The organism is Pseudomonas sp. PDM32 (assembly GCF_019219225.1).
GTDB classification, from domain to species: Bacteria; Pseudomonadota; Gammaproteobacteria; order Pseudomonadales; family Pseudomonadaceae; genus Aquipseudomonas; species Aquipseudomonas laurylsulfatiphila.
Genome location: NZ_JAHUWE010000003.1, coordinates 81,236 through 103,491, shown reverse-complemented (window position 1 = coordinate 103,491; position 22,256 = coordinate 81,236). Strand labels below are relative to the sequence as shown.

The following is a 22,256-nucleotide window of genomic DNA, read 5'->3' as shown; positions in this document are numbered from 1 at the left end:
CCCGGCTAATTTCGAGCCATGACTTCCACCGTACTGCGCTGCCAGCCAAGCATTATTACCGCCATTCCTCATTTGGCGGGCTAGCTCACGACTGCAGCACCCAACCCGCCCTCGAGGCGGGTTTTTACTTTCTGTCTCCCGGGCCCGATCAATGTCAGGAGACGACCATGAGTTTTACAACCGACCAGCAAGCCCTGCTTGAGCGCTACGTCAAAAAAATCCTTGCCGCGCCGGTGTATGAACTGGCGGTGCGCACGCCGTTGCAAGCGGCACCGGCCTTGTCTGAGGCGCTGGGCAACCAGATCCTGCTCAAGCGCGAAGACCTGCAACCGACCTTTTCCTTCAAGATCCGCGGCGCCTACAACAAGCTGGTGCAACTGAACGATATGCAAAAGGCTCGCGGCGTGATCACGGCTTCTGCCGGTAATCATGCCCAGGGTGTGGCGCTGGCAGCGCGGGAGTTGGGGATCAGCGCCACCATCGTAATGCCTTGCACGACGCCGCAATTGAAGGTGATCGGGGTCCGCAGTCGGGGCGCCGGTGCGGTATTGCATGGCGAAAGTTTTCCGTTTGCACTAGCCCATGCACTGGCGTTGGCCGGGGAAAGCGGTGGCACCTTTGTTTCGCCCTTTGACGATCCGGATGTGATCGCAGGCCAAGGCACGGTGGCCATGGAAATCCTGCGTCAGCATCAAGGTCCGCTGGATGCGATCTTCGTGCCAGTGGGTGGTGGTGGGCTAATCGCCGGCATCGCCGCTTACATCAAATACCTGCGGCCGCAGGTACGTATCGTTGGCGTCGAATCGGAGCATTCAGCGTGCCTGCAAGCCGCGTTGCTGGCCGGTGAGCGAGTCATCCTGCCCAAGGTCGGTACCTTTGCCGATGGGGTGGCGGTGGCGCAGATCGGCGCTTACGGTTTTGAGGTCTGCCGGTTTTGCGTTGATGAGGTGGTGACGGTCAGCAATGACGAGCTTTGCGCCGCCATCAAGAATATCTACGACGATACCCGCTCGATCACCGAACCTTCCGGTGCGCTGGCCGTGGCCGGAATCAAGCAGTACGTGGCACGCAGCGGGGCCCACGGGCAGACCCTGGTCGCCATCGACTCCGGTGCCAACATCAACTTTGACAGCCTGGGGTATGTGGCCGAGCGCGCCGCGTTGAGCGGCGCGCCGGCATGACCCTGGTGCAGGCCGGCCGGGTTATTCCCGAATGGCCTTCTCGACCTTGTTCGACGCCGACCAGATTCGGTAGCGCACTTCGATGTCCTTGGGCACGTACAGCACGAGCGGCAGCTTGCTGTTGTAACGCAGCAGGAAGCCGTCACCGACCACCGGTACAAAATCCTGTTTGCTGGTGCCGTCCGGGCAGGCCATCAGCGTACTCATCGGGCCAATGACTTTTTCCAGGCGATAGAAGGGGTAGCCCCAACCCTCGAGGTTTTTCTCTTCGAGAATGCCGCCCAGACGCGGGCGGTTGCAGTCCACGGTCATGGTTTTACCGGCCAGGATCTCGACCTGGAAGTCGTCTTCCCGGGGCTGTGGCGCGAGGTGAATCACCTGGCGGGTAAAACCGCTCTCGGCTTTCGGATAGGGCGCGGTGTCTTCGAGTTTGGCGGCGTGCGCCGTATTGGCAAGCCCCAGTGCGAACAGCGCTGCGCAAGCGTTAACGGTCAAAGAACTCATGATGCCTCCTTGCTTGAAGTGAAGGGCGGCATTTTCACTGTCATGTGCGGCGAATGCAAACCCGCGGCGTCCAACGTGCAAATTGCAGAGATGTGAGGGGCGTATAATGCAAACTGCACGGCAGCTTTTACAGGTGACAGGCCTAAACCCTTGATTTGCCGATGAGCTGCGCAGCGAAATTCGGGGCATGTTTTATGCTGTAGCTGTCCTTGAAGCTTGCCACGCTTTTATATGAGCGAGCATTGATCGTTATTGGCAGTCTCACAAAAGGAGAGGGTCGCCATGTTTCTTTCTGCCTTGGAACTACGCAATATCATCGAAAGCAGCTTTTTGCCCAAGCGCTGCGAATGCACGTTGTCACCGGATCTGTCGATGACCGTGAAGATCTATGCCGACGGGCAAACCGATCAGCTCGATCTGATGGTCACCGGCATCGATGCCTCCGGACTCAATGGTTGTCGGGAAATAAACGAGTTGATTGCCCAACTGCGTTCCAGGCAGCTTCATGTAGAAGTCGAGCCACACTCGATGCTGGGCAAAGCGCTTTAACTTGCAATTTCGAGTTCCACCGACACGCGCCGGGTCTGGAAGAACGCCAGGCCCAGCGCCAGTTCAAGCCCGACAGCCAGCAACATGCCCGGCCCGACATGGCCGGCGAGCCATTCGGCAAAACCCAGCACGGCCAATCCCCAGCAGCCGACGACGAAGCCGAGGCTCAGCGCATGGCGGGTTGCGCAAGGGGGGGCGTTGCGAACCAGGTAAGAGATCACGCTAAACGCTGCGAACAGCACGGCGGTGCGGCGCGCGACCAATCCGGCCACGAATGAAAACTCGATACCCCAGATCGACAGTAGCCATTGCGGTGCCAACCCCCAGACCAGGCTCAGCAAAAGGCATAAGGCGGCGGTAAACATCGACAACGTGCGAAACGAAAACTGCATGGCCAATCCTTGCGGGCAGTGAGGGAGGCGCTAGAGCATAGCGCCGCCGCCCTCAAAGGAACACCGCCAAGTATCAAATCAGACGTTTCGGTCAGCCTTGGTTCTCGCAGGCGTCGGAAAGTTTACGGTAGGTGATTTCTGCGGGTTTCCCCGTTTCATCGATGTACTTCATGTCGGCCTTCACCACTTTGCAATCCAGGGTGTCCGGCTCGGTTAGTGAAATCACTTTGCTGACATGCAATGGCATGCCGTAGTGGTAGGGCACGGCCTGAGCGGTCGTGGTGTCATTGGCCTGGGCCAGACCGGCAAACGCGGTGCAGGCGAGGGTGGCGGTAACCAGCAAGATGCGAGCGTTCATCAGCGATCTCCAGTGCGTACGGGAAGTCAGTTCGATGTGTGGCCTGTCGAACCTGCCGCACCGGGCGTCAGAACAGTCTGAGGGCGTGCGGTCCAGTGAAGTGTTGGATCGCACGGTTAAACGAGGGTTAACCCGGCTGAACGCCGCCTGTCGCGAAGGCGCGATCCTGTGTATCAGTTAAGACCATCGCGAGCAGGCTCGCTCGCACATTGCCCAAGCGTCGACACAAATGTCATGAACGCCCCGCAACCCTGTGGGAGCGAGCCTGCTCGCGAAGAGGACCTCGAATTCAGCGCAGATCCAACTGCTCCCGATAAGGCAGATCCGGTCCGGTCTTGCTGCACGTCAACGCCGCCGCCTGCACCGCGAACTTCAGCATGCCGTCAATCTGCTCGCGGCCAAGCTGCTTTACACCCTCCACCGAATCCAGTTGCTGCTCGGTCAACCAGGCAATCAACGCCGCTTGAAAGGTATCGCCTGCGCCCACGGTGTCGGCGATTTTTACCGCGCAGGCCGGAGCCGACCACGAGCCGTGAACCCGGCTGAACACGGTCGCGCCTTCGCCGCCCCGGGTCAGGAACGCCAACTGGCAGCGATGCTGCATCCAGCCCTCGATCACTTGTGCCGGATCCTGGCCTGGGTACAAAAGATGCAGGTCCTCGTCGCTGACCTTGATCAGGTCGGCCAATTCCACCAGGGTTGCGATCCGTTTACGCCACCGTTCAATGTCCGGTTCCGGGTTCAGGCGCACGTTCGGGTCGAGGCTGATCAGGCGTTTGCCGCTTTCCCGGTGCACCAATGCCAACAGGGTGTCGGCAATCGGCTGTACCACCAGGGAAAACGAGCCGATATGCAGGCCGCGCACTTCAGGCCCGAGTGTCGGCAGGTGCTCCGGCTGCAACTGTCGATCGGCGCAGCCTTCGCCACGGAAGCTGTATTGCGGCGAGCCATTGGCGCCCACGGCGACCATCGCCAAGGTGGTCGGCGCGGCGAAATCCAGCAGGAAGTCCTGGCGCACACCTTCACCCTGCAGCACCTGCAACAGACGCCGGCCCAGGTAGTCGGTGGACAACCCGGCCAATAGCGCCGAATCCACGCCCAACCGGCGCAATCCCACGGCCACGTTGAACGGCGAGCCACCGGCGATGGCTTTGAAATTGACTTTGGACGCCAAACCGCCGGCGTCGTCTTCACTGAAAAAATCGAACAGCGCTTCGCCACACACCAGGTACATAGTTGTCCACTCTTCAAAGGGTTGCGACATGTTGTCGATAGCGTTCATAAGCCTGCTGACTGGCTCGTACATTGTCGGCGACCGGCAGGGTTTCGCTGGCCGGGTCGAGCTTCACGCAGCGCTCGCACAAGTCCGCCAGGCTGAGTTCGTTCCCTGTCGCCCGGGATTCGCACCAGGCCGCCTGGATCGCCGCACCCAGGGCCGCGGCCTCGCTTTGTTCAGTGCAGATCACGGGGGTATTCATGGTATCTGCGACGATCTGCCGCCACACCGCGCTTTTCGAACCACCACCGATCAGCCGGATGCTGCGGCTTTGTAAGCCATTGTGGCGTAGCAGGTCCAGTCCGTAACGCAAACCGAATGTCGTGCCTTCGACGACCGCGCGGCACAGGTTGGCCCGGGTCAGGTTGATCATGGTCAGGCCCGACAGGCTGCCGCTGGCATGGGGCAGGGCGGGCACCCGCTCGCCGTTGAAGAACGGCAACATGCTCACGCCTTCGGCACCGATGGGCGCTTTGGCAACCAGTGCGTTGAACTGATCGATGTCGAGGTCCAGCAGGTCGCGAACCAGGCCGGTGGCATTGGTCAGGTTCATGGTGCAGATCAATGGCAGCCAGCCGCCACTGGAAGAACAGAACGTGGCGACTGCGGCATCCAGGGCAACGTTCGGCCGGTCGGCATAGGCGTACACCGTGCCTGACGAGCCGAGGCTCATGGTGATTGCGCCGGGCTGGATATTGCCGGTGCCGATGGCCCCCATCATGTTGTCGCCGCCGCCACTGGAGACCTGTGCCCGCGGATTGATGCCCAGGTGCCCGGCAATCCCCGGCAGGATCGTGCCGACCGCCTGGTGCGCATCGATCAGCTCGGGCAGCGCGGCTTGCAGGCGTCCGCTGGGGTCGATGTCGCACAACAACTGCACATCCCACTGCCGGGTACGCACATTGAAATACCCGGTGCCCGAGGCATCACCGTATTCGCTGCAACTACGGCCGGTGAGCCAATGGTTAAGGTAGTCGTGGGGCAGCAGGATATGGGCGATTCGGGAAAACACTTCGGGATGCTGCTCTTTGGTCCAGAGCAGCTTGGATACGGTATAGCCCGGCGCGATGACCACGCCGAGGCGATCCAGCGAAGCCTTTACGCCGCCGAGGTGGGCCAGGAGACGATCATTCTCCGGCGTGGTCTCGGTGTCGCACCAGAGCTTGGCCGGACGCAGCACCTGGCCCTGATCGTCGAGCAGCACCAGGCCATGCTGCTGGCCGGACACGCCAATGCCGAGGATCGACTGACCATCGACCCTGGCCGCGAGCAACGCGCGGCGGGTGGCCGTGGCGAAGGCTTCCAGCCACTGATGGGTGTCTTGTTCGCGGCGGCCATTGGCCGCGCTGATCAGGCTATGACTGGCCGCGCCCTGGCCGAGCACTTCACCACTGACCGAGTCGAGGATGATGGCCTTGGTGCCCTGGGTACCGCAGTCGATGCCGAGGAAGAGTTGTTGGTTTGGCATAGTGGATCCTTGGATCATTTAACATGGATGTCGCCTGTCAGGCCGCCTTCGCGAGCAAGCCCGCTCCCACAGGGGAATGCATTTCAAGGGTGGGAGCGGGCTTGCTCGCGAAGACGGCAGCAGCTCCGCCGCAGGACTTACGCCAACACCCGCTCCAGCGTCCGCGACACCCCCACCTCACGCAAACTGTTGCAGCACCACTCGAACGCCGCGACAAACTCAGCCGAGCAGGGTATCGCTGTACCAAAGATCTCCTCGACCGCGAGTAAGCGCTGGGTAATCAGCACGTCATCGGCCACCAGCGACTGGCAGAACCCGGCACGAGGATCGGGAATGCTGTACGTGTCGCCATGTTCGTCCACGCCCTTCAGGTACAAGGCCCACGCCGCCACCACCAACGCCGCGCGTTTGGTTTCGCGGCCATCGGCGATCAGGCGGTTGATGGTCGGCACGGTGAATTTCGGAAGCTTCGAAGAGCCGTCCGAACACACCCGCTCAAGCTGGTCGGCAATCGCCTGATTGGAGAAACGCGCCACCAGGGTGTTCTTGTACTCGGTCAGGTCGATTCCCGGCACCGGGGCCAGTTGCGGCGTCACGTCCAGATCCATGTAGGCGCGCATGTAGCGTACGAACAACGGATCGTTCATGGTCTCGTGGACGAAACGGTAACCCTTGAGGAATCCCAGGTAGGTCAGCGCCAGATGGCTGCCGTTGAGCAGCTTGATCTTCATGTCTTCGTACGGCGTGACGTCGTCGGTGAACTGCACGCCGACCTTTTCCCAGGCCGGGCGACCGTTGACGAACTTGTCTTCCAGCACCCATTGCACAAAGGGTTCGCAGACCACCGGCCAGGCATCGTCTACCCCATGCTGGTCCGCCAGTTGCAAGCGGTGCGAGGTGCTGGTCATCGGCGTGATGCGGTCGACCATGGCGTTGGGGAAACTGACGTGGGTGTCGATCCAGTCGCGCAGTGGGATGTCGTGCAAGGCGGCGAAGGCCAGCAGGGCCTTGCGGGTGACGGCGCCATTGTGCGGCAGGTTATCGCAGGACATCAGGGTGAAGGCTGCTGTGCCGGCGGCGCGGCGCCTGGCCAGTGCGGCACAGAGCAAGCCGAACACGGTCGTTGGCGTGTCGGGGTGCGCGAGGTCATGCCGGATCTGCGGCAAGTGCGCCATGAACTCACCGGTGCTGTCGTCAATGCAATAACCGCCCTCGGTGATGGTCAGCGAGACGATGCGGATCTCGGGACTGGCCAGTTTGTCGATCAGCGCCCGGGTGTCGTCTTCGGCCAGCAGCATGTCGCGGATGGCCCCGATCACCCGCACTTCGGTGTCGTCGCCATCGCCGAGCTCGAACAGGGTGAACAGGTAGTCCTGATCCTTGAGATCGTCACGGGCGCGACGGTCCTCGGCACGCAGGCCGACGCCACAAATGGCCCAGTCCAGGCCTTCACCGGTGTTCATCAGCGCATCGGTGTAAAACGCCTGGTGGGCGCGATGGAAACCGCCGACGCCGATGTGCGCAATGCCTTGACGGGTATCGCCCAGCGCGTAGGCGGGCAGGGCCACTCCGGGGGCGAGGCGGTTGAGGTTCTGTTTATTGAGTTTCATCACAGTCTCTCTGGGATCAGGCGGCAACGCGCAATGGGCGGGTCAACGCCACACCGTCGGCATCGAATAAATGGCAGTGTTGCGCGTCCAGGTGCAGGCTCAGGGTTTCGCCGTAGCGGCTGGCCAGGTCGCCGCGAACGCGCATGGTCAGGGCTTCGCCGGAGGAAGTCCGGACGTGGCAGAACGTGTCGCTGCCCAGGCGTTCGCTGACATCGGCGGTGACCTGCAAGGTGCAATCGCCGGGTTTGGCCAGTTCCAGGTGTTCCGGGCGAATGCCCAGGGTCACTGCGCTGCCGACGCTCAGATTGGCGCCGCTCAGAGCGAGCCTGATGCGGGGTCCGGCGTCCAGTTGCACCTCGCAGCCCCGGCTGTCGACGCGGGTGACCTTGCCCTTGAGGAAGCCCATTTTCGGCGTGCCGAGGAAACCGGCGACGAACAGGTTGGCGGGCTGGTGATAGAGATCCAGCGGCGAGCCGACTTGCTCGATCTTGCCGCCGTTGAGCACAACAACTTTGTCGGCCATGGTCATGGCTTCGACCTGGTCGTGGGTGACGTAGATCATCGTCGCTTGCAGGTCTTTGTGCAGGCGCAGCAATTCCAGGCGCATCTGCACCCGCAGGGCCGCGTCGAGGTTGGACAGCGGTTCGTCGAACAGGAAGATTTTCGGGTTGCGCACGATGGCCCGGCCAATCGCCACGCGCTGGCGCTGGCCGCCGGACAATTGCTTGGGCTTGCGCTCCAGCATCGGCCCCAGTTCGAGGATGCGCGCCGCTTCGCTGACCTTTTTCTCCACTTCGGCTTTGGCCACGCCGGCAAGGTCAAGGGCGAATGACATGTTCTTGCGTACGCTCATGTGCGGGTACAGGGCGTAGGTCTGGAACACCATCGCCAGGTCGCGCTTGGCCGGGCTCACTTCGGTGATGTCGCGGCCATCGAGTTCGATGGTGCCGCCGCTGACTTCTTCGAGCCCGGCGATCAGGCGCAGCAGCGTGGATTTGCCGCAGCCCGACGGGCCGACGAAGACCACGAATTCCTTGTCGTTCACTTCAAGGTCGATGCCCTTGATGATGGAAAAACCTTCGAAGCCTTTTTGCAGATTCTTGATTTTCAGGTTGGCCATGGTGATGGGCCTCCGGTTGTTATTTTTTTAAGATCAAAAGATCGCAGCCTGCGGCAGCTCCTACACAGAGCCCCCAGGCAACGCGACTGCCCTGTAGGAGCTGCCGAAGGCTGCGATCTTTTGCTTTTGATTCATTTCACGGCGCCGAACGACAGGCCGCGGACCAACTGTTTCTGGCTGATCCAGCCGAAGATCAGGATCGGCGCGCAGGCCAGGGTCGAGACCGCCGACAACTTGGCCCAGAACAGCCCTTCGGGGCTTGAGTAGGAGGCAATCAAGGCGGTCAGTGGCGCGGCTTTCGACGAGGTCAGATTCAGCGACCAGAAGGCCTCGTTCCAGCACAGGATCAGCGACAGCAGCACCGTGGACGCCAGGCCACCCTTGGCGATCGGCAGCAATACCCGGAGCATCTCCTGGACCAGCGTTGCGCCGTCCAGCCGTGCGGCTTCGAGGATGTCCCTGGGGATGTCCTTGAAGTAGGTGTAAATCATCCAGACCACGATCGGCAGGTTGATCAGCGTGTAGATGACGATCAGCGCGATCCGCGTGTCGAGCAGGCCGAAACTCTTGGCCAGCAGGTAGATCGGCATCAGCACGCCCACCGGCGGTAGCATCTTGGTCGAGAGCATCCACAGCAGCGTGCCTTTGGTGCGCCGGGTTTCGTAGAACGCCATCGAGTAGGCCGCCGGCACCGCGATCAGCAGGCACAGGGCCGTGGCGCTGAAGGAAATCACCACCGAGTTCCAGGCGAAGCTGAAATAGTCGCTGCGCTCGTTGATGTGCAGGTAGTTCTCCAGCGTCGGCGTGAAGATGAACTGTGGCGGCGTGGCGAAGGCCTCGATTTCGGTCTTGAAGCTGGTCAGTACCATCCAGAAGATCGGGAAGAAGATCAGGATCGCAATGGCCCAGGCCAACGTACCGAGCAACAGGCTTTGCAAACGACGGGATTGTTGAAGAGTCATGGCAGGCCTCAGGCTTTGTCGGTCAGGTTTTTGCCGATCATCCGCACCAGAATGATCGCCGCGATGTTGGCAATGACCACCGCGATCAAGCCGCCCGCCGAGGCCATGCCGACGTCGAACTGCACCAGCGCCTGGTTGTAGATCAGGTAGGCGAGGTTGGTCGAGGCGTAGCCGGGGCCGCCGTTGGTGGTGGTGAAGATTTCGGCGAACACCGAGAGCAGGAAGATGGTTTCGATCATCACCACCACCGCAATCGGTCTTGCCAGGTGCGGCAGGGTCAGGTGCCAGAAGATCGCGATGGGGCCGGCACCGTCCAGGCGTGCGGCCTCTTTCTGTTCCTGGTCGAGGGACTGCATCGCGGTCATCAGGATCAGGATGGCGAACGGCAGCCATTGCCACGAGACAATGATGATGATCGACAGCAGCGGGTAGTGCGCCAGCCAGTCCACCGGTTGTGCGCCGAACAGTTTCCAGACGTAGGCGAGAATCCCCGACACCGGGTGGAAAATCAGGTTCTTCCAGATCAGCGCGCCGACCGTGGGCATGATGAAAAACGGCGAGATCAGCATGACCCGCACGATGCCGCGACCGAAAAACTCACTGGCCTCCAGCAGTGCACTGATCAGTACACCGAACACCACGCTGATCAACAGCACGCTGCCCACCAGCAACAGGGTGTTGGTGGCGCCGGGCAGGAAGCCTGAATCGGTGAGGAAGTAGGTGAAGTTCTCCAGCCCGACGAACGCGTTCTCGCCGGGGTCGAGCAGGTTGTAGCGAATCGTCGAGAAGTAGAGGGTCATGCCCAGCGGCACGATCATCCACAACAGCAGCAGTGCCACCGAAGGGCTGACCAGAAACCAGCCGGGATTGGCCACGCGGCTTTTGCGCAGGGGTAGGGCAATGTCCATGTGAGCTTTGGCAGTTGATGTATTCATGGTGATCAGAACCAGTCGAGTACGGGCAGATGAAAATCAACTGTGGGAGCGGGCTTGTGTGGCGAGGGGGCTTGCCCCCGTTGGGTCGCGAAGCGGCCCCAAGCTTTGCGACTGCTTCGCAGCCGAACGGGGGCAAGCCCCCTCGCCACACAAGCCCGCTCCCACATGGGTGACGGGGTTACTTGGGATACCCGGCGCGCTTCATCTCGCGCTCGGTGGTTTGCTGGGCCGCCGCCAATGCCTGGTCGACCGTGGTCTGGCCGATCAGCGCCGCCGAGAAGGATTTGCCGACCTGAGTACCAATGCCCTGGAACTCGGGAATGGTCACCAACTGGATGCCGATGTAAGGCACCGGTTTCAGCGTCGGCTTGCCCGGGTCCGCGGCCTTGAGTGATTCCAGCGTAACCCTGGCGAACGGCGCGGCACTCATGTAGGCCTCGCTGTAGGTCGAGGCCCGCGTGCCCGGCGGCACGTTGGCGATGCCGTCTTTTTCCGCGACCAGTGCACTGTATTCCCGGGAGGTGGCCCAGGCGCTGAAGGTTTTCGCCGCGTCCTTGGCCTTGGAACTGGTCGGAATGGCCAGCGCCCAGGAATACAACCAGGCCGAGCCCTTGTCAGTGACCTGATGCGGCGCATAGGTGAAACCGACGTGATCGGCGACCTTGCTCTGGGCCTTGTCGGTGACGAACGAGCCGGCGACGCTGGCATCGACCCAGATCGCGCATTTGCCGCTGTTGAACAGCGCCAGGTTTTCGTTGAAACCGTTGCTCGATGCACCAGGCGGGCCGGATTTTTTCATGGTATCGACGTAGAAGTTCAGCGCATTCTTCCACTCGGGCCCGTTGAATTGCGGCTGCCACTTTTCGTCGAACCAGCGCGCGCCATAGGCGTTGGCGACGGTGGTGATCAGCGCCATGTTCTCGCCCCAGCCGGCCTTGCCCCGCAGGCAGATACCGTACTGTTCCTGGTCTGGTTTGTTGAATTTGGCGGCGAACTCACCGATCTGTTCCCAGGTCGGGCGCTCGGGCATGCTCAGGCCGGCGTCCTTGAACAGGTCGGTGCGGTAATAGGTGATCGAGCTTTCGGCGTAGAACGGCAGGGCGTACAGCGAGCCTTTGACCGACAGGCCTTCGCGCACCGACGGGAACACGTCTTCCAGGGCATAGCTGCCCGGCAAATCCTTCATCGGCTCCAGCCAGCCCTTGGCGCCCCAGAGTGCCGCTTCGTACATGCCGATGGTCAGCACGTCGAATTGCCCGCCCTGGGTGGCGATGTCGGTGGTCAGGCGCTGGCGCAGGACGTTTTCCTCGAGCACCACCCAATTGAGCTTGATGTCCGGGTGCTCGGCCTCGAAGGTTTTCGAGAGCTTTTGCATGCGGATCATGTCGCTGTTGTTGACGGTGGCGATGGTCAGGGTCTGGGCGCCAAGGCTGACGCTGCTGAGGGTCATGCAGGTGAGGGCAAGCAGGGCTTTTACCGAAGGTTGCATCGTGCACTCCTTTTCTGCACCCGGCGGGATACAGAAGGACAGTTATTGTTTTTGTGTCTTCCGAAGGCAGGAAGAATGTGCACGGATTACAACCTTCATTGGAGGGCGAGACAAATCATCCATCGCACTTCAACTGATACTTTTTTGCACTGGTATTTATGACTGTAGACGCAGGGAAGGGCTTTTCAGCAATGGGGTGGAATTGAATCTGTACAGGTTTTATGGATTTAAAAGCAAAAGATCGCAGCCTTCGGCAGCTCCTACAGGAGGGTGTAGGAGCTGCCGAAGGTTGCGATCTTTTGATTTTTACCCGAGGTTTTGCTCGGTAAGACGCTGCACCACCAGCCGCCGGTAATGCGAAGGCGTCATGCCCTTGAGCTGCTGGAAGCGCCGGTTGAAGTTGGAAATGTTGTTGAAACCGGATTCGAAGCACACGTCCGTGACCGGTTTATCGCCATCGGCCAGCAACTCGCAGGACTTGCTGATGCGCAGGCGATTGACGAATTCGATGAAATTGCGCCCGGTGGCCTGCTTGAATACGCGGCTGAAATACGTGGGCTTCATGCCCAGATGTTCGGCGACCTCTTCCAGCGGCAATTCCCGGGCGTAATGGGCGAAGATGTAATCCACCGCGCGGTTGGTGCGATCGACGTTGTTCTCGTCGGCCAGTTGCGGCGTCGTGGCGCCGGAGAGCAATTGGTAGTCGTCGGTGGCCGCGAGCAACTCCAGCAGAATGAAAAAGTGCCCGAGACGGGTCGCACCACTGGTGTCGGCGATGCGCTGCATCAGATCCATCGCCTTGGCGATAGTGTGCTTGCCGCGAAACTCGATGCCGTACTGCGCGCGCTCCAGCAAGGGTGCCAGTGTCTTGAGCTCGGCGAACACTTGATAGCCGCTGTCGAACAACTCGTCGGTGAAGTTGACCAGCATGTCGCGCTTGGGCACCACTTCGTCCTCGGCCACCTGGCTGATCCAGTTGTGGGGCAGGTTGGGGCCCGTCAGGAACAGGGATTGCGGATAGAAGTTGCCGATGTAATCGCCAATGAACACCTTGCCGGAACTGGCGACGATCAGGTGCAGCTCGTATTCCTTGTGGAAATGCCAGCGCACCAGCGGGCAGGGAAAACCGTGCTGGCGGTAGATGATGGACAAACCATTGTGGTCGTCCATCAACTCATAGGAGGGATCGGTGACTCTGGCGGTGCGGGTCATGTCCAGGGTGGTCTTGTTGTTTTTCAGGCGCCAATCATGCACCCCCGCCCAGGACAGTTCCAGTTCCCCGGCCTTACTTCTTGTTCTGTCCCCTGGAAAGGTTGATTTCCCGGCAATAGCTGACCAGTTGTGTCGCTCCAATAAAGTCGGCACTGATGATGCTGCACTTCTGTGTCCATCCAGTGTCCGGAGCAAACCACTCGTTCAATTCCCGGGTGATTCGTTTTACACCGGCCAGTTCTCCATAACTGGTAGCGGATAACGACCAGAGCGCGCTTTCGTCGGGCGGATTATTCAGTGTTCTTTCAATGTACTGCCTTAACTCTTCGGGAGAAGTAAAGTCGTTGCCACTCCACTCAACCGGGATTTTTGGCCAATAGAGGGGAGAGTTGAAGTCCGGATGCCAATCGGCGGCAAGTACGATTCTTTGCAGGGGATTTATTTTCTTTAGTGCGCCCAGTGTCAAATAACGGTTTTCTCGCGGAATCAATCGCCTGCCCAGTTCACTCATGATGGCCTCATCAAAGCCTGTGTAGTCGAAACTCTTTTCATCAAGGCCTTTGAGTTCGCGCATATCCAGCACGACGAACTCATCCGGGTTTTCATTGAGGAAAAAGTCCAGGCTCTTGAACAACTCACTCAACGATCGCCCCCTGAGCAGCTTGAAGCCGTGAAACGTATGGAACTTCCTGACTCCCAGCCAGTGCTCGTCTGAATGGAATCGCAAGTCCAGTACCCGGACACCCTCGTTGAGCTGCTGGATAAAGGGTCCATCCTGGCAGACGAACCAGTGACTGACGGGTTGAACGTGGATCGGGTAAGAGAAGTCATAATCCACTCCCGCATTATGGGCGCCGGGCCAGACCAGTTCCGGGAGGGTTAACTTGTCAATGGAAGAAGTCGCCGACATCCAGTTTTTGTAGGGGTAAGTATTTGTCATCGTGCAGTCCGTTGCTAATTAAGAATAAAAAACGCCCGACTATCAGGTTTGATGTCGGGCGATTTATTCTTGGTCGCAAGTCAGGCACTGCACAAGTTGTCAGTGTTTCGGGATATTGTTATTGCTGGCTGTTTTTCGCCTCTATCCATTGCGCCATGTATTGAGTGCTCTTGTGCTGATGATGACGCAGCATGCTGCCGGTAAAGTTGTCTCGCCTGATGTTGGCCAGATCCCGTTGACAATCGACCAGCCGCTGGATCAAGGCCGGGCCATGAACGGATTTGCGGTAGCGACTGGCAAGCAGGGTTTGCCCGTGCGCCTGGGCTTCGAGCCAGCGCGTCTTGTCGTTGTGCAGTTGCACGGCCTGATCGGCGAACTCCCGTGCCGAACGGGTCACTGCACCGGGCCACGCGTGTTCGCCATGCATCGCTTCCGCACCGACGGGCGTTGTCACATTCGGTGTGCCACAGAGCATCGCATCGACAATCTTGCCTTTGATTCCCGCGCCAAAACGCAGAGGCGCCATACAGACCCGTGTCGACGACATGACCTGCAGGGCGTCCTGCGCCCAGTTCATCACATGAAAACCCTGGGCCGGGTTATGCAGGGCGGTCGCCTTGGGTGGTGTATAGGCACCATAGATATGCAATTGGGCACCGGGCAACTGCTCACGAATCAGCGGCCAGATAGCGGTTTTCAACCAGAGCACCGCATCCCAGTTGGGCGCATGGCGAAAATTGCCGATATGAAGAAAGTGTGCCCGGTCTTCGTACGCTACCGGCGCACGGGTCGGCAGGTCGACCATCAATGGGCACCAGTGCAGCAAGTTGCGCGGAATTCTGAACTGCTCGACCAGCAATTCGATTTCCACTTCGGAAACCATCAGCGTCAAATCACAACGATAAAACGACGCGATCTCACGCTTGGCCAGATCGGTATTGGCCATGTGTTCAAACTCTTCACGCGACGCCGGGGCGAACAGGCCGCTGAAGTCATTGTTGTCCTGACTGGCCTTCAAGCGCTCCTTGAGGCGTTGATGCCGACCCTGCCTGAGGCTTTGCAAGTCGCAACTTTCCAGTACGCGTAAAGCGCCGGGACAATACTTCTCGACCCGCCACCCGAACTGTTCCTCCATCATGAATTGATCGAACAACACGATGTCCGGCGCCAGTTCACTGATGAAGGTGTCGAAACTGCTGTTGTTCAGCTCGATGGGCACTTCACGAATACCCAGCGCCGTCAGGTCTGCGCGCTGTTCGCCGAAACCTGCCGGGCTGCTGAAGGTGATATCCCAGCCTTGCTGCAGGAAAACCTCGAGAATCTGCATGACATGCCCGCTGGCCGCAGAAGAGCGGGGCTCGGGCCAGACGTAACCAATGACCAGGACTTTGGTTGCGCGGGGCTCAATCATGTACGGAATTTCCTTGAAGCGAAGACAGGGCAGGGACGAAAAAGGCGCGCATTAAACCACAGTGGATCGCCAGGTCACTCGAGAATGCTTTTGACCTTGTCGCGCAACTGATCAATGGAGAAGGGTTTGCCGATCACGTGCATGTCGGCGGGCACCTCGATGCTTTCGGCATAACCGCTGGCAAACAGGATGGGCAGGTCGGGGCGTATCGTGCGGGCGAGGGTGGCCAGCTCGCGACCATCCATGATCGGCAGACCGACATCCGTCATCATCAGGTCAATGTGTTGGTTCGAGTCCCTGAGCATCTCCAGCGCCTGTTCGCTGCCATCGGCTTCCAGCACCTCGAACTCCAGTTCCTCCAGTACGTCGACAATCAGCATGCGCACGATGGCATCGTCTTCGACGACGAGGATGGTGTAGGCGTTGGCGGATGACATAGTGGACTTCCTGAAAAGATTGGCATTGCCGGACGCTGGAAATCACCGGCCTCTTGCATCAGTAAGTGGCAGATCCAGACAAGTTCCCGAGGTGGCGCAAAAAAGAATGCGGCAGGTCAGCAAGGATAACCTGCCGTTTTGCGCGGGCGCAGCGGAATGTAGGAGTTTGCGCGAAAACATGTCAGAAAAATGGATCCATGTGCCAGTTTTGGGGCAAACTCCTTGCATTCTGACAGTTCGACAAGGCCTGCCCCATGACCTCCGCGTCCTCGGTTGATGAGCAACGATTTCGTAAACTCCTGAGCCGCAATATCAGCCTGCCGTTGGGGCTGGGCCTTATCAGCGCGGTGTTCTTCGTTTCGCTGATCAGCTATCTGCTGTCGACGATCCAGTGGGTGGAACACACCGACCGGGTGATCAATAACGCCAATGAAGCGGTCAAGCTGACCGTGGACCTGGAAACCGGCATGCGCGGTTTTCTGCTCAGTGGCGACGAGCATTTCCTCGATCCCTACGAAACCGCCAAGCCGCGGGTTGCCGTGGCCCTCAACACCTTGCTCGAGCTGACGGCCGACAACCCGGTGCAGACTGACCGCTTGCTGCGGTTGCAGGCATTGCAACAGGAGTGGGCCAGCTATGCGCAATCGATGATCGATTTGCAGCGCAGCAGCGGTGATTATCGCTCGGTGGTGAAGGCCGGGCGCGGCAAACGCCTGACCGATGAAATTCGCAAGCAGTTCGAGGAGGTGATCGATACCGAACAACAGTTGCGCGCCACGCGCAATGATGAGGTGCGCCGCACCACGGTCTGGAGCATCAGCCTCTATCTGTTGTTCATTGCCGGTGTCAGTGGTTTGCTGGCGTACGTCGGGCGGCGTGATTTGCTCAGCCTGTCGCAAAGCTACAGCGTCAATCTCGCAGCCCAACAAGCCAGTGCCCAGCGCCTGGAGCAACAGGCCTGGCTGCGCAACGGTCAGACCGAGCTCGCCGAGCAGGTGCTGGGACAGTTGAGCCTGAACCTGCTGGGGCGCAACATCCTGCAGTTTTGCGCGCAGTACCTCGGTAGCGCCGTGGCGGCGATCTATGTTCGGGAAGACCACGGCGGTCTCAGACGCATCGCCAGCTACGGTTTTTCCCGCGAACAGGAAGAGCGGGATCAGCAGATTTACAGCGATGAAGGCATTGTCGGCCAGGTGGCGCAGCAGGCGCGGCTGATTCGCCTGGACGAGGTGCCGGGGGATTATTTCAAGGTCAGCTCCGGCCTCGGAGACGGATTGCCGCGCAGTGTGCTGGTGGTGCCGACCAGCGACGACGACCGGGTCAATGGTGTGATCGAGTTGGGTTTCCTGCGTCCGCTGGATGACCGCGATGTCGCGTTGCTCGAGTTGATTGCCAGCAACATCGGCACGTCCATCGAGGCCGCACGCTATCGTCAGCGCTTGCAGGAAGTACTGGCCGAAACCCAGCAGCTCAATGAAGAGTTGCAGGTGCAGCAGGAAGAACTCAAGACCGCCAACGAAGAGCTCGAAGAACAGTCGCGGGTGCTCAAGGAGTCCCAGGCGCACCTGGAAACCCAGCAGGTGGAGCTGGAGCAGACCAACGAACAACTCGCCGAGCAGGCAGAAGTGCTGGCCGAGCAACGCGACGCCATGGACCTGAAGAACACCGAACTCAATCAGGCGCAGAACCAGCTCGAAGAGCGCGCGCTGGAATTGCAGCGTTCGAGCAAGTACAAGTCCGAATTCCTCGCCAACATGTCCCACGAGCTGCGCACTCCGCTCAACAGCTCGTTGATCCTGGCCAAGCTGCTGGCGGAAAACCCGGAAGAAAACCTCACGGCCGAGCAAGTGAAGTTCGCCGAGTCGATCTACTCCGCCGGCAATGACTTGCTCAACCTGATCAACGACATTCTGGACATTTCCAAAGTCGAGGCCGGCAAGCTGGAAATCCGTCCGGAGAACACCAGCGTGGCGCGCCTGGTCGATGGCCTGCGCGGCCTGTTCCAGCCATTGGCCACGGACAAGCAGCTGGATTTCCAGGTGGAGTTGCTGGACGGCGCGCCGCAGATGCTGTTCACCGACCGCCAGCGCCTGGAGCAGGTGCTCAAGAACCTGTTGTCCAACGCCGTGAAGTTCACTGAAAGCGGCAGCGTCAGCCTGTCCGTCGCTGCGGCGCCGAATGACGGCATCGCGTTCAGCATCCGCGATTCCGGGATCGGCATCGAGGCGGATCAGCACGACAGCATTTTCGAAGCCTTCCGTCAGGCCGATGGCACCACCAATCGGCGTTACGGCGGCACCGGGCTGGGCTTGTCAATCTCCCGTGATCTGGCCGCGTTGCTCGGCGGCTCCATCAGCGTGACCAGCAAACCGGGGCAGGGCAGTGTGTTCACCCTGGTCATGCCGCAGCAGTACGTGGAACCGGGCGAGGTGCCTGTCGAACCGATGCGAGCCGTTGCGGTGGCGGCTGCACCGACTGCAGTGCCGCCCACGTTGTCACCGCCATTGGTGGCCGAAGTCGACATTGCGCGTTTCGACGACGACCGCCACAAGGGGCCTTTCACCAGCCGCTGCATTCTGGTTGTGGAGGACGAGTCGAATTTTGCGCACATCCTCTACGACCTTGCCCATGAACTGGGTTATCAGTGCCTGGTGGCCCACGGCGCCGACGAAGGCTACGACCTGGCCAAGGCGTTCATCCCCGATGCGATCCTGCTGGACATGCGCCTTCCCGATCATTCCGGCCTGACCGTGCTGCAACGCCTGAAGGAACACGCCGAAACCCGACACATCCCGGTGCATGTGATTTCAGTCGAAGATCGGGTCGAAGCGGCGATGCACATGGGCGCCATTGGCTATGCGGTCAAGCCCACTACCCGCGAGGAGCTCAAGGACGTGTTTGCGCGCCTGGAAGCCAAGCTGACCCAGAAGGTCAAGCGTGTGCTGCTGGTCGAGGACGACGACTTGCAGCGCGACAGCATTGCCCGCCTGATCGGCGACGATGACATAGAGATCACCGCCGTTGGCCTGGCGCAGGAGGCACTGGACCTGCTGCGCACGTCGGTCTTCGATTGCATGATCATCGACCTCAAGTTGCCTGACATGCTCGGCAACGACTTGCTCAAGCGCATGTCCACCGAAGACATCTGCTCCTTTCCGCCCGTCATCGTCTATACCGGGCGCAACCTGACCCGCGATGAAGAGGCTGAACTGCGCAAGTATTCGCGTTCGATCATCATCAAGGGCGCGCGCTCACCGGAGCGGTTGCTGGACGAGGTGACACTTTTTCTGCACAAAGTCGAATCGCGGTTGTCCCATGACCGGCAGAAGATGCTCAAGGTCGCCCGCAGTCGCGACCGGGTCTTCGAAGGCCGCAAGGTGCTGCTGGTGGATGATGATGTACGCAATATTTTCGCCCTCACCAGCGCGCTGGAGCAAAAGGGCGCAGTCGTGGTTATTGGTCGCAACGGCCGGGAAGCGATTGAACGACTCAATGAAGTGGAGGACATCGATCTGGTGTTGATGGACGTGATGATGCCGGAAATGGATGGCTTTGAAGCCACTGTTGAAATCCGCAAGGTCCCGCGTTGGCGCAAATTGCCGATCATCGCGGTGACGGCCAAGGCCATGAAGGACGATCAGGAGCGCTGCCTGCAAGCCGGCGCCAACGATTACCTGGCCAAACCCATCGACCTGGGCCGCCTGTTTTCGCTGATTCGCGTGTGGTTGCCGAAGATGGAACGCATCTAGTGGAGCGCCATTTTTCAGGGGAGCGCAGCAGCGAAATCGAATTGCGCCTGTTGATCGAGGCGATTTACCTCAAGTACAGCTACGATTTTCGCGATTACTCCGGCGCGTCGATCAAGCGTCGGGTCAATCATGCGTTGAGTCAGTTCGAGTGCCAGACCATCTCGGCGCTGCAGGAAAAGGTCCTGCACGATCCGGCCGCTTTCATGCAATTGCTGCAATTGCTGACCATCCCGGTCAGCGAGATGTTTCGTGACCCCTCGCACTTCCTGGCCATCCGCAAGGAAGTGGTACCGCTGCTGCGAACCTACCCCTCGATCAAGATCTGGATCGCCGGATGCAGCACCGGGGAAGAGGTGTATTCGATGGCCATCCTGCTGCGCGAAGAGGGCTTGCTCGACCGTACGATCATCTACGCGACCGACATCAATCCGCGCTCTCTGGAAAAAGCCAAGCAAGGGATATTCTCGATGGAGAACGTCCGCGCCTACACTGCTAATTACCAGCAGGCAGGTGGCCAGTGTTCGTTTGCCGACTACTATACGGCGGCCTATGGGTACGCGATTTTCGACAAGACGCTGCGCGAGAACGTGACCTTCGCCGATCACAGCCTGGCGACGGACAGTGTGTTCTCCGAAACTCAATTAATTTCATGTCGTAACGTATTGATTTATTTTAACAAAAAACTCCAGGATCGAGCTTTCGGACTGTTTCATGAGTCCCTCTGCCATCGCGGATTCCTGGTGTTGGGCAGCAAGGAAACCCCGGATTTCTCGGCTTTTGGCGATGAATTCGAGCCGCTGGTCAAACAAGAACGGATCTATCGAAAAACATGAACAGTGCAACGAACCTGCCAGCTATCGAAGCGATCGTGATCGGTGCCTCCGCCGGTGGCGTGGAGGCGCTGTTGAACATCCTCGGCCCGCTGCGCGAAGGTTTTGCGTTGCCGATCATTGTCGTGCTGCACCTGCCGGACGAACGCCGCAGCCAGCTGGCGGATGTGTTTGCCCGCCGAGTTGCGATGCCGGTGCTGGAGGCGTGCGACAAGACTGCGGTCGAGGCCGGCACGCTGTATTTCGCCGCGCCCGGTTATCACCTGTCGGTGGAGCGGGACCGCAGCTTTTCCCTGAGCCTGGAGCCTCGAGTGCATCATTCGCGACCCGCCATCGATTACCTGTTCGAATCGGCTGCCGATGCCTACGGCACCGGGCTTGCTGCAGTCTTGCTCACAGGCGCCAACCGCGATGGCGCGCGCGGGCTGGCCCAGGTCAAACAAAACGGTGGCATGACCATCGTGCAAGACCCGCAAGAGGCTCAGGTCGCCACCATGCCCCAGGCTGCGCTGGATATGCACCGGCCAGACCACATACTTTCTGTACGCGGCATCGGCCGTCTGCTTGTCGAGCTGGAACGAATCGCATGCTGAGTAATATCCAGGCCAAACTGCTGATCGTGGACGATCTGCCGGAAAATCTGCTGGCGCTCGAAGCGCTGATCAAGCGTGAGGACCGGATTGTGTACAAGGCGCTGTCCGCCGACGAAGCCCTGTCACTGCTATTGCAGCACGAATTCGCCATGGCCATCCTCGATGTGCAGATGCCGGGCATGAATGGCTTCGAGCTGGCCGAGTTGATGCGCGGCACCGAAAAAACCAAGAACATTCCGATCGTTTTCGTCAGCGCCGCCGGGCGTGAAATGGAGTACGCGTTCAAGGGCTATGAAAGCGGTGCCGTGGACTTCCTGCACAAACCGCTGGACATCCACGCGGTCAAGAGCAAGGTCAATGTGTTCGTCGACCTGTACCGTCAGAGCAAGGCGATGAAGGAACAAGTGCTGGCCCTTGAGCAAAGTCGCCGCGAACAGGAAGCCCTGCTCGAGCAACTGCAGAACACCCAGCTGGAACTGCAGCAGGCGGTGCGCATGCGCGACGACTTCATGTCCATCGTCGCCCACGAAGTGCGCACGCCGCTCAACGGCCTGATCCTTGAAACCCAGCTGCGCAAGATGCACCTGGCCCGGGACAACGCCGCCGCCTTCACCCTGGACAAGATGCACGCCATGGTCGACCGCGACGAGCGACAGATCAAAAGCCTCATTCGCCTGATCGAGGATATGCTCGATGTCTCGCGCATTCGCACCGGCAAGCTGTCGATCCGACCGACTCGGTTCGATCTTTCGACGCTGGTTCGCGATTTGCTGCACAACTTTTCCCGGCAGATCGACGCCGCCGAGACGTCGGTGACCCTTGATGCCGAGCAACCGGTGATCGGAAACTGGGATGAGTTTCGTATTGAGCAGGTCATATCCAACCTGTTGACCAATGCCTTGCGCTACGGGGCCAAGAGCCCGGTCACGGTGAAGGTATACAGTGAAGGAGGCCAGGCGCTGGTAGACGTGCGCGACCAGGGGATCGGGATCGACGAAGAAAACCAGAAGCGCATATTCCAGCAGTTCGAGCGCGTATCGGCCAGGCAGGCCGTCGCCGGATTGGGCCTGGGATTGTTTATTTCAGAACAGATCGTCACCGCCCATGGCGGTACAATTACCGTCCAGAGCCGGATTGGCGAAGGCGCCTTGTTTCGCGTTTGTCTGCCGCTGTAGGAAAACAGCCAGATAAACGCAACCTCTGATCGACCCCATGGTCGTATCAGCAGCAATTGAACGAA

Annotated in this window: 20 protein-coding genes; 6 read left to right on the top strand and 14 right to left on the bottom strand. The window is 59.8% G+C overall.

Annotated elements, in window-relative coordinates; translation table 11 throughout:
• Nucleotides 1-167 precede the first annotated feature (167 nt).
• Nucleotides 168-1,181, top strand: coding sequence for a threonine ammonia-lyase, biosynthetic (gene ilvA / locus KW846_RS06890; protein ID WP_218481732.1), 1,014 nt, complete (start codon nt 168-170; stop codon nt 1,179-1,181).
• A 21-nt stretch (nt 1,182-1,202) separates the two neighbouring features.
• Here ilvA and eco read toward each other — a convergent pair whose 3' ends face one another.
• Complete coding sequence (gene eco / locus KW846_RS06885; protein WP_218478500.1) at nt 1,203-1,685, bottom strand: serine protease inhibitor ecotin; 483 nt, start codon at nt 1,683-1,685, stop codon at nt 1,203-1,205.
• Between the two features lie 282 nt (nt 1,686-1,967).
• On the opposite strand from eco, the gene KW846_RS06880 reads away from it, so the two are divergent.
• Nucleotides 1,968-2,234, top strand: a complete 267-nt coding sequence (locus tag KW846_RS06880) for a DUF1652 domain-containing protein (protein ID WP_007970021.1) — start codon at nt 1,968-1,970, stop codon at nt 2,232-2,234.
• On the opposite strand, the gene KW846_RS06875 is transcribed toward KW846_RS06880, so the two are convergent.
• The 13 genes from KW846_RS06875 to KW846_RS06815 form a co-directional block, all read right to left on the bottom strand.
• Nucleotides 2,231-2,626, bottom strand: a complete 396-nt coding sequence (locus KW846_RS06875; protein ID WP_007970019.1) for a hypothetical protein — start codon at nt 2,624-2,626, stop codon at nt 2,231-2,233. The genes KW846_RS06880 and KW846_RS06875 overlap by 4 nt on opposite strands.
• A gap of 91 nt (nt 2,627-2,717) precedes the next feature.
• The gene (locus tag KW846_RS06870; protein ID WP_007970017.1) at nt 2,718-2,984 is read right to left on the bottom strand and encodes a DUF2790 domain-containing protein; all 267 of its coding nucleotides are present in this window, start codon (nt 2,982-2,984) and stop codon (nt 2,718-2,720) included.
• 289 nt (nt 2,985-3,273) lie between these two features.
• The gene (locus KW846_RS06865) at nt 3,274-4,218 is read right to left on the bottom strand and encodes a carbohydrate kinase (RefSeq protein WP_218481968.1); all 945 of its coding nucleotides are present in this window, start codon (nt 4,216-4,218) and stop codon (nt 3,274-3,276) included.
• Between the two features lie 13 nt (nt 4,219-4,231).
• Nucleotides 4,232-5,728 (bottom strand): xylulokinase, encoded by a 1,497-nt coding sequence (gene xylB / locus KW846_RS06860; RefSeq protein ID WP_218481731.1) that lies wholly within the window; start codon nt 5,726-5,728, stop codon nt 4,232-4,234.
• A 137-nt stretch (nt 5,729-5,865) separates the two neighbouring features.
• Nucleotides 5,866-7,338, bottom strand: a complete 1,473-nt coding sequence (locus KW846_RS06855; protein ID WP_218481730.1) for a mannitol dehydrogenase family protein — start codon at nt 7,336-7,338, stop codon at nt 5,866-5,868.
• Nucleotides 7,339-7,354: 16 nt separating this feature from the next.
• Nucleotides 7,355-8,458, bottom strand: a complete 1,104-nt coding sequence (locus tag KW846_RS06850; protein ID WP_218481729.1) for an ABC transporter ATP-binding protein — start codon at nt 8,456-8,458, stop codon at nt 7,355-7,357.
• 131 nt (nt 8,459-8,589) lie between these two features.
• Nucleotides 8,590-9,420, bottom strand: a complete 831-nt coding sequence (locus KW846_RS06845) for a carbohydrate ABC transporter permease (protein ID WP_007970567.1) — start codon at nt 9,418-9,420, stop codon at nt 8,590-8,592.
• 8 nt (nt 9,421-9,428) lie between these two features.
• Nucleotides 9,429-10,355, bottom strand: a complete 927-nt coding sequence (locus KW846_RS06840) for a carbohydrate ABC transporter permease (RefSeq protein ID WP_033047392.1) — start codon at nt 10,353-10,355, stop codon at nt 9,429-9,431.
• Between the two features lie 178 nt (nt 10,356-10,533).
• Nucleotides 10,534-11,844 (bottom strand): sugar ABC transporter substrate-binding protein, encoded by a 1,311-nt coding sequence (locus tag KW846_RS06835; protein ID WP_218481728.1) that lies wholly within the window; start codon nt 11,842-11,844, stop codon nt 10,534-10,536.
• A 306-nt stretch (nt 11,845-12,150) separates the two neighbouring features.
• On the bottom strand, nt 12,151-13,056 hold the full coding sequence (locus KW846_RS06830; protein ID WP_033047396.1) for an AraC family transcriptional regulator: 906 nt from the start codon (nt 13,054-13,056) through the stop codon (nt 12,151-12,153).
• Between the two features lie 73 nt (nt 13,057-13,129).
• Nucleotides 13,130-13,996: a phospholipase gene (locus KW846_RS06825; RefSeq protein WP_218481727.1), complete on the bottom strand. Its 867-nt coding sequence runs from the start codon at nt 13,994-13,996 to the stop codon at nt 13,130-13,132.
• 118 nt (nt 13,997-14,114) lie between these two features.
• The gene (locus KW846_RS06820) at nt 14,115-15,407 is read right to left on the bottom strand and encodes a glycosyltransferase (RefSeq protein WP_218481726.1); all 1,293 of its coding nucleotides are present in this window, start codon (nt 15,405-15,407) and stop codon (nt 14,115-14,117) included.
• 74 nt (nt 15,408-15,481) lie between these two features.
• Nucleotides 15,482-15,844, bottom strand: coding sequence for a response regulator (locus KW846_RS06815; RefSeq protein ID WP_218481725.1), 363 nt, complete (start codon nt 15,842-15,844; stop codon nt 15,482-15,484).
• 254 nt (nt 15,845-16,098) lie between these two features.
• Between KW846_RS06815 and KW846_RS06810 the strand changes: the two genes are divergently transcribed.
• From KW846_RS06810 to KW846_RS06795, 4 genes are read left to right on the top strand one after another with little or no spacing between them, the layout of a single operon-like run.
• Entirely contained in the window at nt 16,099-19,593 is a 3,495-nt protein-coding gene (locus tag KW846_RS06810; protein WP_218481724.1) for a response regulator, read from the top strand.
• Nucleotides 19,593-20,426: a protein-glutamate O-methyltransferase CheR gene (locus tag KW846_RS06805; protein ID WP_104447198.1), complete on the top strand. Its 834-nt coding sequence runs from the start codon at nt 19,593-19,595 to the stop codon at nt 20,424-20,426. Before KW846_RS06810 ends, KW846_RS06805 begins: the two co-directional genes overlap by 1 nt.
• Nucleotides 20,423-21,016: a chemotaxis protein CheB gene (locus KW846_RS06800; RefSeq protein ID WP_007970580.1), complete on the top strand. Its 594-nt coding sequence runs from the start codon at nt 20,423-20,425 to the stop codon at nt 21,014-21,016. Before KW846_RS06805 ends, KW846_RS06800 begins: the two co-directional genes overlap by 4 nt.
• Nucleotides 21,010-22,191 (top strand): hybrid sensor histidine kinase/response regulator, encoded by a 1,182-nt coding sequence (locus tag KW846_RS06795; protein WP_007970581.1) that lies wholly within the window; start codon nt 21,010-21,012, stop codon nt 22,189-22,191. The genes KW846_RS06800 and KW846_RS06795 overlap by 7 nt, the downstream gene beginning before the upstream one ends.
• Nucleotides 22,192-22,256: the final 65 nt, after the last annotated feature.